The 14,978-nt window shown below is 52.1% G+C and carries 16 protein-coding genes; 14 read left to right on the top strand and 2 right to left on the bottom strand.

Features of this window, described 5'->3' with window-relative positions; all coding sequences use genetic code 11:
* Window positions 1-16: 16 nt before the first annotated feature.
* The 13 genes from R2K28_RS15655 to ccoS all read left to right on the top strand — a co-directional run bounded on the left by R2K28_RS15655 (window position 17) and on the right by ccoS (window position 12,996).
* A complete protein-coding gene (locus R2K28_RS15655) occupies window positions 17-649 on the top strand; it encodes a protein-L-isoaspartate(D-aspartate) O-methyltransferase (RefSeq protein WP_116446508.1) in 633 nt (210 codons plus the stop codon).
* Entirely contained in the window at window positions 649-1,224 is a 576-nt protein-coding gene (locus R2K28_RS15650; protein WP_316365855.1) for a YqaA family protein, read from the top strand. Before R2K28_RS15655 ends, R2K28_RS15650 begins: the two co-directional genes overlap by 1 nt.
* 74 nt (window positions 1,225-1,298) lie before the next feature.
* Window positions 1,299-2,162, top strand: coding sequence for a peptidoglycan DD-metalloendopeptidase family protein (locus R2K28_RS15645; protein ID WP_316365854.1), 864 nt, complete (start codon window positions 1,299-1,301; stop codon window positions 2,160-2,162).
* Window positions 2,163-2,285: 123 nt separating this feature from the next.
* Entirely contained in the window at window positions 2,286-3,293 is a 1,008-nt protein-coding gene (gene rpoS / locus R2K28_RS15640) for an RNA polymerase sigma factor RpoS (protein ID WP_316365852.1), read from the top strand.
* Between the two features lie 135 nt (window positions 3,294-3,428).
* Entirely contained in the window at window positions 3,429-4,088 is a 660-nt protein-coding gene (locus R2K28_RS15635; RefSeq protein ID WP_316365851.1) for a Crp/Fnr family transcriptional regulator, read from the top strand.
* A gap of 385 nt (window positions 4,089-4,473) precedes the next feature.
* On the top strand, window positions 4,474-5,907 hold the full coding sequence (ccoN, locus tag R2K28_RS15630) for a cytochrome-c oxidase, cbb3-type subunit I (protein ID WP_316365848.1): 1,434 nt from the start codon (window positions 4,474-4,476) through the stop codon (window positions 5,905-5,907).
* A 19-nt stretch (window positions 5,908-5,926) separates the two neighbouring features.
* Window positions 5,927-6,640: a cytochrome-c oxidase, cbb3-type subunit II gene (gene ccoO, locus R2K28_RS15625; protein ID WP_316365847.1), complete on the top strand. Its 714-nt coding sequence runs from the start codon at window positions 5,927-5,929 to the stop codon at window positions 6,638-6,640.
* Window positions 6,633-6,848, top strand: coding sequence for a cbb3-type cytochrome oxidase subunit 3 (locus R2K28_RS15620; protein ID WP_316365846.1), 216 nt, complete (start codon window positions 6,633-6,635; stop codon window positions 6,846-6,848). Before ccoO ends, R2K28_RS15620 begins: the two co-directional genes overlap by 8 nt.
* Complete coding sequence (ccoP, locus tag R2K28_RS15615) at window positions 6,838-7,689, top strand: cytochrome-c oxidase, cbb3-type subunit III (protein WP_316365844.1); 852 nt, start codon at window positions 6,838-6,840, stop codon at window positions 7,687-7,689. The genes R2K28_RS15620 and ccoP overlap by 11 nt, the downstream gene beginning before the upstream one ends.
* Before the next feature lie 446 nt (window positions 7,690-8,135).
* On the top strand, window positions 8,136-9,572 hold the full coding sequence (gene ccoG / locus R2K28_RS15610) for a cytochrome c oxidase accessory protein CcoG (RefSeq protein WP_316365841.1): 1,437 nt from the start codon (window positions 8,136-8,138) through the stop codon (window positions 9,570-9,572).
* Window positions 9,573-9,729: 157 nt separating this feature from the next.
* A complete protein-coding gene (locus tag R2K28_RS15605; RefSeq protein ID WP_316365839.1) occupies window positions 9,730-10,158 on the top strand; it encodes a FixH family protein in 429 nt (142 codons plus the stop codon).
* Window positions 10,155-12,686: a heavy metal translocating P-type ATPase gene (locus tag R2K28_RS15600; protein ID WP_316365837.1), complete on the top strand. Its 2,532-nt coding sequence runs from the start codon at window positions 10,155-10,157 to the stop codon at window positions 12,684-12,686. The genes R2K28_RS15605 and R2K28_RS15600 overlap by 4 nt, the downstream gene beginning before the upstream one ends.
* Window positions 12,687-12,789: 103 nt before the next feature.
* Window positions 12,790-12,996, top strand: a complete 207-nt coding sequence (gene ccoS, locus R2K28_RS15595) for a cbb3-type cytochrome oxidase assembly protein CcoS (RefSeq protein ID WP_316365834.1) — start codon at window positions 12,790-12,792, stop codon at window positions 12,994-12,996.
* Window positions 12,997-13,005: 9 nt separating this feature from the next.
* Here the strand turns inward: ccoS and R2K28_RS15590 are convergent, their stop codons facing one another.
* The gene (locus R2K28_RS15590) at window positions 13,006-13,686 is read right to left on the bottom strand and encodes a hypothetical protein (protein ID WP_316365829.1); all 681 of its coding nucleotides are present in this window, start codon (window positions 13,684-13,686) and stop codon (window positions 13,006-13,008) included.
* A 359-nt stretch (window positions 13,687-14,045) separates the two neighbouring features.
* Here R2K28_RS15590 and R2K28_RS15585 point away from each other — a divergent pair, with 359 nt between their 5' ends.
* Complete coding sequence (locus R2K28_RS15585; RefSeq protein ID WP_316365826.1) at window positions 14,046-14,603, top strand: hypothetical protein; 558 nt, start codon at window positions 14,046-14,048, stop codon at window positions 14,601-14,603.
* Here R2K28_RS15585 and R2K28_RS15580 read toward each other — a convergent pair.
* Window positions 14,593-14,964, bottom strand: a complete 372-nt coding sequence (locus tag R2K28_RS15580; protein ID WP_316365822.1) for an Mth938-like domain-containing protein — start codon at window positions 14,962-14,964, stop codon at window positions 14,593-14,595. The two genes, R2K28_RS15585 and R2K28_RS15580, sit on opposite strands and share 11 nt — an antisense overlap.
* Between the last annotated feature and the right edge of the window lie 14 nt (window positions 14,965-14,978).

The following is a 14,978-nucleotide window of genomic DNA, read 5'->3' as shown; positions in this document are numbered from 1 at the left end:
GCATCAAGGGATCGGCATGACATCCCAACGCACCAGGCAGCGTTTGATCGAGCGCCTGCGAAAAAAAGGGATTCGTCACCAGGCTGTGCTTGAAGCAATGCGTAATACGCCCCGGCATATCTTTGTCGATGAGGCGCTGGCCAGTCGGGCCTATGAAGAGACAGCCCTTCCCATAGGTCATGGTCAAACCATTTCTCAACCCTATACCGTGGCACGTATGACAGAAGCGTTGTTAGAGGCCGGGGTGCCGGAAATGGTACTCGAGATCGGTACCGGTTCCGGTTATCAATGCGCAATTCTGGCCCAGCTGGTGCGTCGGGTATACAGTGTCGAGAGAATTTCGGCGCTGCTCGATCAGGCCCGGCTCAGGTTTCGGGAACTTGGTCTACGCAATATTCGTCTCAAGCATAGTGATGGTGGCATAGGGATACCAGAGTACGCACCCTTCGATGGCATATTGGTTACAGCCGCACCGCTGGGCTTGCCACAAACACTACTTGATCAATTGGCGGTGGGAGGTCGCTTGGTGATACCGATCCAGAGCGAAAAAGGACAGGTTATGGTCAGGGTTACACGCACTAGCGATGGCTTTCAGCAGGAACATCTTGAATCAGCGAATTTTGTGCCGTTGATGGGTGGTATGATCTGATGCGCCTCTTCTCCTCGCTCTACGCTCGCACCATGCAGTGGTCCCGCCACCCCCATGCGCCTGCCTATCTTGCGGGGCTAAGCTTTGCCGAGTCCTCCTTCTTCCCCATCCCCCCGGATGTGATGTTGGCACCCATGAGCATGGCCCGGCCAAACCAGGCATGGTTTCTTGCCGGCTTGACCACCCTTGCCTCTGTCCTAGGCGGTATGCTCGGTTACCTGATAGGCGTGTATGCATTCGATTTGATCCAACCCTGGCTGCACAACTGGGGTTATTGGGAAGGCTATCTGGAGACCAAGGGGTGGTTCGGCGAATGGGGATTCTGGGCCATATTCCTGGCAGGCTTTTCCCCCATCCCTTACAAGATATTCACTATTACCGCAGGGGTGATCGGAATGGCGTTTATACCCTTTGTGATCGCATCCGTGATTGGACGGGGGGCACGCTTCTTCCTGGTGGCGGCTCTCATGGCCTGGGGCGGGGCACGCATGGAGAGGGTACTGCATCGCTATGTGGATCGTCTTGGCTGGCTGTTGGTGATCGTCTTTTTGATATTAATAATTTATCTGAGATAGTCAGGGGGTTAGGTATCGCAACTCTGCTTGTCAGACACCGACGCCAAAGAGTGCAGCTGGGGCCTGTCGGTCTCATGCTGCTGCTGAGTCTGCTGATTGGCATAACCGCCTGTACGTCTAGAGGCAGTGCCCCTGTCTACAACCGCACACCCTCACCCTCGCAGGGAGTGGAATCAGGTCAACAACAGCATCAGTCGCCGTCGGCTCGGCATAAAACCTCTCGCACCTACTACCTGGTGCAAGCCGGGGACACCCTCTACTCTATTGCCTGGCGGCACTATCTCTCCTTTCGCTCATTAGCTACCTGGAATGGGATAAAAGGGCCGAACTACTCCATCTACCCTGGTCAGCGTTTGCGCCTGAAGCCACCCGAGACAAGGTCAAGGCGGGTTAATCGTCCGGCACAGGCTGATCGGCTCCCAGCGAAGAAAAAGAGCTCTCCTGTTATCAAGCCGTTGCCGGATAAGCGATCCGGGGTGGCGACTGCCAAGGCCCAAGCGACCCCGTTGAAGCAGGAGGGGTCTGTCAGGCGGACAAAGTCTCAACAGGTGAAGAAACCTATTAAGTTAAGCTGGAGATGGCCGACCAAAGGTAGAGTGGTACAGACCTTTTCGAAATCGGATCAGAACCGAAAAGGAATCAGAATCCAGGGTGATACCGGACAACCTATAAAGGCAGCCGAAGCCGGTAGGGTGGTGTATGCTGGCGGGGGATTGGTCGGATATGGGAATCTCGTTATCATCAAACACGGCCAGGAGTTTTTGAGTGCCTACGGGTACAATCGGAAACTACTGGTAAAAGAGGGTGATAAAATAGCCAAAGGCGATATAGTGGCTCAAATGGGATCACCGAACAGAGGTGGTCAACCAATGCTGCACTTTGAGGTCAGGAAGCAGGGGAAGCCGATCAATCCGCTCCCACTGCTCCCGCGTAGATAAAAATAATATGGCCTCACCACTGAGAAGGGTGATTGAGGCATGCTTGGGGCTGGATTGGCGGTTGTGCGAGCAATCCCTAACGAGCTTCGTATGCAGGCATGTCCAGGTTGATGGAGATGTGAGATGAGTAAAAGTCCGGTAGAGCCTGATGATTCGGATGAAAGTCCGATCATTGACGATCTTGCGGCAGATGAAGTCATCCTGTCGGATGATTCCGCTGACAGCGAAGAGGTCGTAGAGGAAAAAACAGAAGATATCAGCGATGTCCTTAAGCTCAAATCACCTGAGCCGGGTGATGCACAGATGGATGCCACCCGGCTCTATCTGAATGAGATAGGGATATCCAAATTGCTGACCGCCGAAGAGGAGGTCTACTTCGCCAGGCTCGCGCAAAAAGGCGATCAGTCAGCCAGACAACGCATGATCGAAAGCAATCTCCGCCTGGTGGTGAAGATTGCGCGTCGCTACATGAATCGTGGTCTCGCACTGTTGGATCTCATCGAGGAGGGAAACCTAGGATTGATTCGAGCAGTGGAGAAGTTCGATCCTGAACGGGGATTTCGCTTTTCAACCTATGCCACATGGTGGATCCGCCAGACCATTGAGCGGGCAATCATGAATCAGACCCGCACAATCCGTCTTCCCATTCATGTGGTCAAAGAGATCAATGTCTATCTGCGCGCCGCCAGAAAGCTGGCTCAAACCCTGGATCATGAACCAAGTTCAGAGGAGATCGCCGATCTGCTCGACAGGCCGATAGATGAAGTCAAGCGCATGCTGGGACTGAATGAACGTGTCACATCGGTGGATACGCCCTTTGGCAAGGATGCTGACAAACCCCTGCTCGACACCATTGCCGATGAGAAGAGCATGGATCCAACGGTGGATATTCAGAATGATGGACTCAACGCCAATCTCGACCGATGGCTGAGTAAGCTGAATGACAAGCAGCGCGAGGTGGTGGAACGCCGCTTTGGTCTGCATGGCTATGAGAATTCCACCCTGGAGCAGGTGGCCAATGAACTGGGTGTCACCCGTGAGCGTGTCAGGCAGATTCAGATGGATGCCCTCAGACGTCTGCGTGATATCCTGGAGAGAGACGGTTTTTCGGTAGAGTCGATATTTAAGTGAGGGTGGAACTGTTTAACTGAGCCCCTCCCTAACTGCGGTATTAATTGTACAGTGTTAAAGTCTTGCTGCCTTTCAGATGGACATGATGGCGAGCACTTGCTCGAGGTCGCTTGCAGGGAGTGCGGTCTCGATCCCATGTGCCAGGTTCTGGATTATGCAGCGCCGGACAGTGGAGTGCCGTCAGGGATCTTGCTGCGCCGCCAACCGGTCAGCAAGGGGGAGAGGCTGTTTGGCGTCGATCAGCCGTTTGATGCCGTCTACGCCGTCAAATCGGGATCCTTCAAGACCATGCTCCCCGATCTGAACCGGCGGGAGCGAGTTATCGGCTTCTACCTGCCAGGGGATTTGATTGGCGCCGAAGGCATGGCCAATCGTTACTACTCCTACTCAGTCCGGGCCCTTGAGGCCAGTAGCGTTTGCGTACTGGATATTGGCCGATTGGAGCAGAGTGGACGTTCCCCCGAGGCGGTTCAGCGCGCACTTATTGAAATGCTGGGACAGGAGGTTGCATTGAATCACTCCGTGACCGCATCGCTGATACGGCAGAATGCGGATCAGCGCCTGGCCGCCTTCATCCTTTCCCTCGCCATACGCTCCTCGCTACGAGGATTGGGTAGCAATCGACTCTATCTGGCCATGTCAAGAAGTGACATGGCGAGCTATCTTGGTCTTGCGCGAGAGACAGTCAGCCGGGTGCTGACAAGGTTCCAAAAAGACGGATTAATTCGACTCCGCAAGCAAAGTCTGATGCTGCTGAGTCGGGAAAAATTAGAGCAAGTCGCCACCTCCCGTTGAGTACCCTTTCGATTTAGTCAACTACTTACCACATCCCATGACTGCTGGATGCGGTGGGTAAAACTTGCCAAGTACACTCTGTTTGTGCCAATTAGCCCAATTCTAATGCCAAGCACCATCTGGAATAGGGAAAAACATGTTTTTTTCACTTTCGTTGATCTATGTCAATTAAGGTAATGTGCCTATAAAATATTTTTTATATCAATATCTTAGATTCATTGTCTGGCATTAGATTTTTCTAATGTTCATATTGACATCTGAGCCATTTAAGAGTGATATATGTCACGCTGCAATTGTGTCATTTCACACAGTTGTGGGTAGTGGGGCTTTTCTTAAAAGTCAAATTTTAAAGTCTTGTTCAATCTTAGTTTTATGAGGGGGGTTCATGGACGCCGCAGCCGAGCAGAAATACAACTTTGCAGTTGTGCGCTGGTTTACCGTCATGGCCGTTGTCTACCTTGTTGTAGGCGCACTGGTGGGGGTTTATATCGCCGCCGAACTGGCATGGCCGTTTCTTAATTTCGATATTCCATATATCACTTTCGGGCGTCTACGTCCGCTTCACACCAATGCAGTAATCTTCGCCTTTGGCGGTTGTGCATTGATGGCAACATCTTTCTACAGCGTACAACGCACCTGCGGTGTTCGGTTATGGAGTGACAAGCTGGCTTGGTTCACCTTTATCGGCTGGAACCTGATTATCGTCTCCGCGGTAATCACCCTTCCTCTCGGCATCACCACCGCTAAGGAATATGCTGAGCTGGAGTGGCCGATTGATCTGGCGATCGCTGTGGTCTGGCTGGTCTATTCATTCAACTTCATCATGACCCTGGCGACCCGTAAGACATCCCATATCTATGTCTCTAACTGGTTTTTCCTCGGAATGATGGTGATGATCACCTACCTGCATGTGGTTAACAGCCTGGCGGTTCCGGTTGACCTGTTCAAGTCCTATTCAGCCTTTGCCGGCGTCCAGGATGCGATGATTCAATGGTGGTACGGACATAATGCAGTGGGCTTCTACCTGACTGCCGGTTTCCTCGGCATCATGTACTACTTCGTGCCAAAGCAGGCCGGTCGCCCTGTCTACTCCTACCGTCTCTCAGTGGTCCATTTCTGGGCACTGATGTTCGGTTATGTATGGCTGGGTTCCCACCATCTGCAATACACCGCACTGCCAGACTGGGCCGGTTCACTCGGTGCCGCTGTCTCCCTGGCGATGATCATTCCGTCATGGGGTGGTGCAGTTAACGGCATGATGACCCTCTCCGGTGCTTGGGACAAACTGCGTACCGACTACATTCTGCGTTTCATGATCATGTCCCTGGCCTTCTACGCCATGTCCACCTTCGAAGGACCGGTCATGTCCCTGAAGACCGTGAACGCACTCTCACATTACACTGACTGGACTGTGGGTCATGTTCACTCCGGTGCTCTGGGTTGGGTGGCCATGGTCGCTATTGGCGCCATCTACCACTTGATGATGCGTACCTTCCACACCGAAATGTGGTCCATGAAGCTGATCAACGCTCACTTCTGGACTGCCACCATCGGTGCGGTCATCTATGTCGTTGCGATGTGGGTGTCCGGTATCATGCAGGGTCTGATGTGGCGTGCCTATGACGAGTACGGCACCCTGGCCTATACCTTTGCCGAGTCTGTTGAAGCGATGCATCCATACTACGCCATGCGTACCGTGGGTGGAGCGATCTTCCTGCTTGGTGCATTGATGATGTTGATCAACGTTCTTATGACCGTTGCCAAGGCATCCAGTGAAGGTAGTCTGCAGCAAGCCCGCACCGCTGCGGCATCTGCTTAATTAAAGGGGGTTTCGCAAAATGGCGAATGAAAACCAATCAACAACCTTCCAGGAGAAGATGGAGAAGAACGTTTGGTTGCTTCTGCTAATCCTGGCTTTGTCTCTCACCGTGGGTGGTATTGTCGAGATCGTACCGCTGTTTACCATGAATTCCACCATGGAACACAACAAAGCACCTGAGCTGATCTGGCAGCGTCAGGCCGGTCAGACGCTGCAGGACCATAAACCTGGTGATGGCATACGTCCCTACACAGCCCTTGAGCTGGCGGGTCGCGACATCTATCAGCGTGAAGGCTGCTATACCTGCCACTCTCAGATGGTTCGTCCTTTCCGTGATGAGAAAGAGCGTTATGGCCACTACTCTCTGGCATCAGAGTCCATGTACGACCATCCCTTTCAGTGGGGATCCAAGCGTACCGGCCCTGACTTCGCCAGACTCGGTGGTAAATACTCTGATGACTGGCAACGCAAGCATCTACGGGATCCGCGCTCGGTTGTGCCAGAGTCTGTCATGCCCAACTATCCCTGGCTGAAAGATAGCATGGTCGAGGGTAAGGATATGGCAACTCGTTTCACAGTCATGAGACTGCTGGGTGTCCCTTACACCGATGAAGACATTGCCAGTGCCAATGGTGAACTGGCCGGCAAGACCGAAGAGGATGCTGTAGTGGCATACCTGCAGGTCTTGGGGACCATGGCAAAGCTAGACGAGAACAAGGTCTATCGTGAGTAGTTTCAGTGACTATTTTCATACTGACTGGGAGGCTATGACCACCAGTGATTGGGTGGGCCTGATCATGACGGTGGTCACCTTCTTACTCATGATAGGCGTATATTTCTACGCCTTACGTCCGAAGAATCGGGAGAAGCTGGAGAAGAACCGTTTCATCCCGATGGACGATGATGATGCAATTGATAGCGGAGAGAAAAATGGCGGATAACAATTCTTTTCCGGGTGAAAACAATACCGGACACGTGTGGGACGACAACCTCCGGGAGTTGACCAACCCACCACCACGTTGGTGGATGCTGGCCTTCTGGGCCTCGGTGATCTGGTGGGTAGTCTACGGTGTTCTCTACCCCATGTGGCCAGTTGGACATGAGTCGACCAAAGGTGTCATGGGCTGGACTCAGATGGATGAGTACATTAAGGGCGTCGATGAGGTCGAAGCCGTGCGTGCCGAGTTTGAGACTCAGATCAAAGGCATGTCAGCTAAGGATGTATTGGCTGCACCTGGACTTTCCCAGTATGCAGTGGCCTCAGCCAAGGTACTGTATGGTGACAACTGTGCGGCCTGTCATGGCGGCGGTGGTCAGGGTGGCCCAGGTTATCCTGTACTTGCTGACGATGACTGGCTCTATGGCGGAAACATTGAGAACATTCAGCAGACCATCACCATGGGTCGTAAAGGTATCATGACGGCACATGGCAAGATCCTGTCTGATGCCGAAATCGATAGCCTGGCGAAGGCGATTCAAGCGGGTGATCCGACTTCTGATCCCAACTTTGCCCAGAAGGGCTGTATCGCCTGTCACGGAATGGACGGTAAGGGTATGGCTGTCCTCGGTTCTGCAAACCTGACTGATGGTATCTATCGCTTTACACCCGCTGAGGGCGAGTCCGTATTGGATAGCATAAAATACACCATCAAGTATGGTGTGAATGATGCGACCGAGCAGAAGACTCGTGAAGCGGTGATGCCGGTTTTTGGTGATAGACTGTCACAGGATGACATCAAGAAGCTGGCTGTTTATGTTCACAAGTTCGGTGGTGGCCAGTAAACAAGGTTGAATAATTTATTCACTGAGTAGACTTTTTCCACCATTACCTCGTGGAGCTGTAGGCTTCACGGGGTCTTAGAAAAAATCAGGGGTTTGCTATGAACGGAGATGCAGTGTTTTGGGGTTCGATGATCACTGTCGCAATTAGTGTAGTGATTATTATTTTCCTCGCCTTCAAGGTTAAAAATCTCATCAAGAGCGACGCTGAAAAGCATCAAAACTAAACCAAGCAAGTACTAAGAGATAGTCAAGGGGGGTTGAATACCCCCCTTTTTTTGTTGGATGAGAAATGTATCTGTGATTCCCCTAGTAACCGCAGTTGGAAAATCTGGCAGAATGGTTGTTTAATTGTTACTAATGTATTGATAAATCGCATTGGTGTTCATTAGAGTCGGCATATATGATTTTCTCTAAACGACATTACTGATTTCACAGGAGTTGATCCCTTGAGCGGAAACGAAAACACGGCAGCCAGGCAGTCTGTGGTGGATGACCTTTATGCTGAATCGGTGCATTGGCATCTGAATACCGGCGAGGAGACTATCCACGCCAAACGTATGGGGGGGTATTGGCGCAATGTCAAGTGGCTGAGTGCCGCGGTCTGGATCATCTTCTTCATTGGACCCTATTTTCAGTGGGGTGACCGGCAGGCGGTTCTGTTCGATATCCCCAACCGTCAATTTCATATCCTTGGGATTACAGTGCTGCCCCAGGATTTCTGGATGCTCTCTCTGACGCTGCTCTTTTTTGCTCTTTTGCTGGCAGTCGCCACCGCATTGGCGGGTCGTATCTATTGCGGATTTTTCTGTTTCCAGACTGTCTGGACCGATGTGTTTACCTGGTTTGAAGATAAGCTTGAGGGTACACCTCAGAAGCGGCGCAAACTTGAAGAGGCGCCGATGAGCCTCAAAAAGGCTAGAATCAAGACAACCAAACACTTGATCTGGCTGCTGATCTCGGTGCTGACAGGTATCAGTTTCGTCGCCTGGTTTTACGACGTCTTCGATCTATGGCGCGATCTGTTTACCCTCCAGGCCAGTGCGGTCGCCTATGGCACCATCGCCCTGTTTACCGCCGGCACCTATGTGCTTGCGGGATATATGCGTGAGCAGGCCTGTTTCTGGCTCTGTCCCTATGCCCGTATCCAGGGTGTGATGATCGATAAGGCCACGGTAGTGCCCACCTACGATTTTCATCGCGGGGAGCCCCGGGGCAGGATTAAGAAAGGAGAATCCGAAGAGGAGCGAACCACAGGTGATTGTGTCGATTGTAAGATGTGTATCGCTGTCTGCCCCACCGGTGTGGATATCCGCCACGGTCAGCAAGAGGGCTGCATTATGTGCGCGCTCTGCATCGATGCCTGCGATGAGGTCATGGAGAAGATCGGCCGGCCGATAGGGCTGATTCGCTACGAATCCTACGAGGCCATGGAGGCGAACAAGAAACCCCAGCCCCTCTACAAACGGCCCAGGGTATGGATCTACGCCACAATCATGTCGGCGGCCCTGCTGGGTATAGCCTATGGACTGACCTCTCTGGCGCCCCTGGAGTTGAAGGTCATCCATGATCGTCAACCGTTGTTCGTGCTGCAGAGTGACGGTAGTATTCAGAATAAGTATACCTTGAAGATTCTAAACAAGATGACCAGTGATATCCCTGTCACAATCAGTGCGGAGGGGATTGAGGGCCTGATTCTGGTGGATAAGGACCAGGTAACCACCGCTCGTCGTGGCAAGGTAACCGCGCGTACGGTATTCATTCGCGTACCGCAAGAGTTATTGAGCAAAGAGACCACACCGGTGACATTCACTGTACAGGGCGAGTATGATGACCAGTTGTTAAAAGGCAACCGGAAGAGTGTCTTTATCGGCCCCAAGCGTTAGAATTAACAAGTCTGAACCTAAGGGCGGGCACAAATGCCCGCCCTTTTTTAATTGTTCCTCAAAAAAGTTATAATCCGCTGTTATGACAGAGAAAAAATCAGCCTGGCAGAGTCCATGGGTCATCGCTTGGGTAGTTATGGTGGTAGTTTTCTTCACCATGAACATGATCATGATCTATCTCGCCATCGACAATAATCCGGGTCTGGTGGTGGAAGATTTCTACGATCGGGGTGAGGATTATGAAGAAAACATGCTCAAGCGTCAGGCAAGAAATCCTGGCTGGATCATGAATATAGGTCTGCCCCGGAAAATCGAAGTCGACCAGCCGGTTGTCTGTCATTTCTCGGTTAAGGATAAACAAGGAAATCCGATTTCCCGGGATGGTGTGACCTTCTATGCCTATCGACCGTCTGATGCGAATCAGGACTTTTCCGTACCCATGGTGCAGGTTGCGCCTGGTGAATATGAAGCGGAAGTAAGCTTTCCTCTGAAGGGGGCCTGGGATACCCTGGTGAGCATTAAAAACGGGGAAGATGAATTCAACACACCCAAGCGAATTGGCGTTGGCATTGATTGGATCCCTTGAGCAGCTCTCCTTTATTACAAGCAAATCCAGCAGAGGCAGAGAGTCAAGCGCTCTGTTTTCACTGTAATCTGCCTGTTCAACCCGAAGAGGATGTGGTCGCAGAGATTGAGGGCGAACCTCAGCACTTCTGCTGTATAGGGTGCAAAGCAGTCTGCGAGGCGATCTATGCGGCGGGATTGGATGGATTCTATCGGCGCACCCCGGAAGATGGCTGCCTGGCCCCACCCCCCGATATACCCAAGGAACTTGCGCTCTACGATCTGGATGAGGTGCAGGAGGAGTTTATCGATGAGCTGGGTGAGGAGAGAGAGATACACCTGCTTATCGAAGGTATTCACTGTGCAGCCTGCGTCTGGCTCATAGAGCATACCTTGAATGCCGAATCCGGCGTGACCTCGGCTCAGGTCAACCTGTCCGGGAAACGCCTGCATGTGAAGTGGCACAACAGTGCTATCAGTCTCTCCCATATCATCAAACGTCTTGGCCAGATTGGCTATGCGGCTGTGCCCTATGACCCGGAGGTGGCAGAGGGTTCGCTGAAAAAGCAGAACCGCAATCTGCTGTATCGCATGGCCTTTGCCGCGTTCGGCATGATGAATCTGCTCTGGGTGTCCATCGCACTCTATTCAGGGGCCGATGAAGGTGAGTTCCGCTCTCTGTTTCACTGGATCGGCTTTGCCCTGGCAACCCCGGTGCTGCTCTACTCAGGCTATCCATTCTATCGTGGCGCCTGGTCCGGCTTGCGCAATCTTCATCTGGGTATGGATCTGCCCATTGCCATCGGCGCCTCGATCACCTATCTCTATTCTGTCTATGTGACTGTTACCGGGAGTCAGATCGGTGAGGTCTACTACGATACGGTGGTCAATTTTCTATTCGTTATTCTGGTCGGACGCTACCTGGAGGCGATATCCAAACGCCAGGCGGTGGCCGCAACCCAACGTCTGCTTGACCTGCAACCCAGGGTTGCAACCTGCCTGGTGGATGGAGATGAGAAGATTGTGCCGATTCGGGCTGTCACGAACGACGACACCATTTTGGTTAAGCCGGGTGAAAGGATACCCGTGGATGGTGTTGTCACCCATGGGCAGAGCAACGTCGACGAGGCCATGCTCACGGGAGAGTCTCAAGCCGTCAATAAAACAGAAGGTGACAAGGTCTCCGCGGGCACCATCAACGCTCACGGTGTACTCCAGGTCAAGGTAACCGGTTCACTAAAAAATACCGCCCTTGGGCGTATTATCCGTCTGGTAGAGGAGGCCCAGGGTTCCAAGGCACCCATTCAATGCCTTGCGGATCAGATTGTACCCTGGTTCGTGGCGGTAACGCTCCTGCTGGGCACGTCTACCTTTCTGTATTGGGTCGGTAGCTCCTTCGAAGTGGCACTGCTGGCAGCCACTTCGGTACTCATCATCACATGCCCCTGCGCCTTCGGCTTGGCAACACCCATGTCCATTGCGGTGGCATCCGGGCTAGGGGCGAAATATGGCATTCTGGTAAAGAACGGCGAGGTGCTTGAAACCCTCTCATCCATCAATCATGTCATTTTCGACAAGACGGGGACCTTGACCGAGGGTGGCATGTCAGTGGTTGGTATCTATACGGAAGAGGCCAAATGGGAGATAGGCCAAACCACATCTCCAGCTGAACCCCTGATTGAGCTTATGCAAAATGCACTCGCCATAGAGCGATTTTCGGAACACCCTACAGCCCAGGCTATTGCAAGATGGTACGAAGAATTCACTGAAGGGGGGGGCCGCTTACAGGGAAGCGATTTCACCTATAGGCCCGGCTTGGGGGTTTCCGGGATAGTGTTGGGTAAAAAGCTGCTTGCAGGTAACTCGGGTCTGATGAAAAGTGAAGGTATAGTGCGATCGGAGCAACTTGAGCAGTTGACCCGGCAGCTGGGAGAGCAGGGTGTGGGCTCCTTCTATATTGCCATCGATGGCCGCCAGGTAGGATTGATTGCGGTAGAGGATAGAATACGTCCGGGTGCCAAGGAACTAATTGCAGAGCTGAAGGCTGCAGGCCTGCACCTGACCCTGTTGAGCGGCGACCATCGCCAGGCAGCGGAAGCGATTGCGCAGCGCCTGGGGGGGCTGGATGTCATTGCCGAGGTGTTGCCGGAGGAGAAGGATCAGGTGGTGCGGCGACTCCAGGAGCAGGGGCAACGGGTGGCCATGGTTGGAGACGGGGTCAACGATGCGCCTGCATTGGTTCGGGCCGATGTGGGAATTGCCATGGGCTCGGGAACCGATGTGTCTATCGCCAGTGCGGATATCGTGTTGATGAGCAGCGAACTGGATAAGGTGAGGCTTGCCATTGGCCTCTCCAGGCGGACTCTGCTGACCATCAGGCAAAATATAGGTATATCAATCGTCTACAATATCATTATGGTTCCTTTGGCGATGGCGGCGATTGTCACGCCACTGGTTGCCGCAATTTCGATGCCACTGAGTTCATTGGCTGTAATTGGCAATTCGGCACGCATACGAACTCTGTTCAAAGGTGTAAAAGCCCAACAATAATGCCTACTGGCCAGAAATGTATTGAATCGTAACCCGAACCGGGCAGGCCTGGAGGATATGCCCTCCCAGAGTTTGCGTTAGATAAACCTATTGGAGCAGTTAGATGGATGTCATTTATGGTTTGATACCAGGCATGATTCTTTTGGGCCTCGCCGCAGTCGGGGTGCTGTTTTGGGCAGCCCGCAGCGGTCAGTTTGATGATCTGGATGGGGAGGCCCACCGAATCCTGATGGACGACGATATCAAATCGGTCAAGCAGAAGAGGAAGAAGCCCAAACAGATGATGCCGGATGCAGAGGATCAGGAATGACTTTTTAGATCATCTAGCCGTTTCGTCTTGGTTGTGAGAGATATGTGCCACAAAGGACGGGATCCTCTCCAGCGGCATGTATTGAATCAGCTCTTTTCCTTCGGGATTGACGCCGATACTCAGCCCTTTATTGGGATAGATCCAGTGTGTCATCCCACTCTCACCTTCACTGATTCTCTCGGAGGGCTCACCAAAACGGTTGAGAATCAGGGATTCATCCAGGTTGGCCGCTGGTATGTAGTTGATCAGTTCGATAGGTAGATTGGCTGCTACAAGCTGGTCTTCACCAGACAATGCCACCTTATGAATGGATTCAGATGTCCTGCTGATGCGGGATCCCCGGTTGAACAATCCCTGTAGCTGCCCTGTTTCAGCCTTGAGAACCAAAATAATGTCAGCCCGCAAGCCGCTCAGGAAGACCCGTTCAAAATAGGCCTCCAGGGAGGGGGCTCCGGATTCGGCAATAAACATATTGATCTCCCCCTGCTCCTGAAAGACATCACGGGCGTCAGCGAGACGACTGTGATTCAGGGTAAGATCGAAAACCTCAACCTCATTACTGGCATTGATAGTAATGTCCCAGGGCAATCTGGGATTGGGGTCGACAGTGCGTCCGCCAGGCAGAAGTATTGCGAGTGCAACTGCTACCAGCGACAGTGAGACAACCCAAAAAATAATCTTTTTTTCCATATTTCAAACCGATAACAGAAACATCTTTTATATCGACTCAGATGAGAAATGTGCGAGCTTGTATGTTCCAGCTTGCAATCGCCCCAGTCGAATCTATTTCAGTGGGGATTCTACAATGGGAAACAGCGTTTGGGTTATAACAATTCTCAAAGAGCATCCATGGATTGGTATCCTGATGGGTATCATACTGTTTTTCCAGCTTATTTGTTAAAGGAATGGCTGATAAAAAACTTATACCAGCCAACGAGGGGTAAAGAAATCGACTATCTTTCATCTGGTTACGGTTTCTCATTGATGCATTCAGCCAGATCCAATGGTAGTCTCATATTTCACTTAGATGATGGTTTAGGCTCAGAATAATGAAATTCGAGATTTCCGATGAATTGGTGCATAAAGCCAAGATTCCCCACGATATCTTTCTTAGCAATCTGATCGGTAACCATATCCTGTGGTTCGTGGCGGCGCTGGGGCTCGTTCGGTCATACTGGCAACCCCTGGCGCTGGTGCCAATCTTCTCTTTCGCGGCGCTTTTTTACACCCTATGGCGGGCCAAGCGCTCCAAGGATCCCTGGTATGTCTGGGTGCATTGGCAGATTGCGGCAGAGCGTAGCCGTGTCTTTATCTACATGCTGCTGGCCGTTCTTACCGTCTGGTTTTTGGGCTGGGTTGGATTCACCTATTTCGAAATGAAAAAAGTTGCCGTGCTGGCGCTGATAGGCGGGGTTGGTATTTTACCTATCATGGTCACGGTATTGATCCTGATCCTGATGGAATCTGACGCATTGCACCAGGCTTCATCGCGTCGATTGAGTAAAAGGGTGGCGGATAAGTATCCCTATCCCGAGGATGTTGTGGTGCTGGAGTACGATACTGAGGAAGCAGTGCCTGTGGAAGTGGAGGAAGAGGTTAAATCATAAAAAGTGCGGCAGCTACGCGTCGCCCTTCTGCCATCAGGATATTATACGTCCGGCATGCCGCAGATGTAGCCATTACTTCCAGCCCGATCCGGTGTTGCATTAGTGGTTCAGTCAGGCTGGGATGGGGAAAGTGCTGAGTGGCACCTGTGCCCAGAATGACGATTTCCGGCGTCAGCTCAAGCAGAAGGCTAAAATCCTCCGCTTTGAGATCGAAAAAGTCACTTGGCCGCCAGGTTGGGATGACCTGGTCAGGCAGTACGATACAGTTGTCTTTGTAAATGACGCCCCTGACAGTGACTTCACCCTGATCATAGCGCTGAATGACATGGCCTGCGCTGGTGTCATCGAGTATGAATTTCATGCCCTGACCATACC

Source organism: Candidatus Thiodiazotropha sp. CDECU1 (assembly GCF_963455295.1).
Classification (GTDB): Bacteria; Pseudomonadota; Gammaproteobacteria; order Chromatiales; family Chromatiaceae; genus Thiodiazotropha.
The sequence above is the reverse complement of the archived record's forward strand: the minus strand, read 5'-3'. Positions and strand labels throughout refer to the sequence as shown.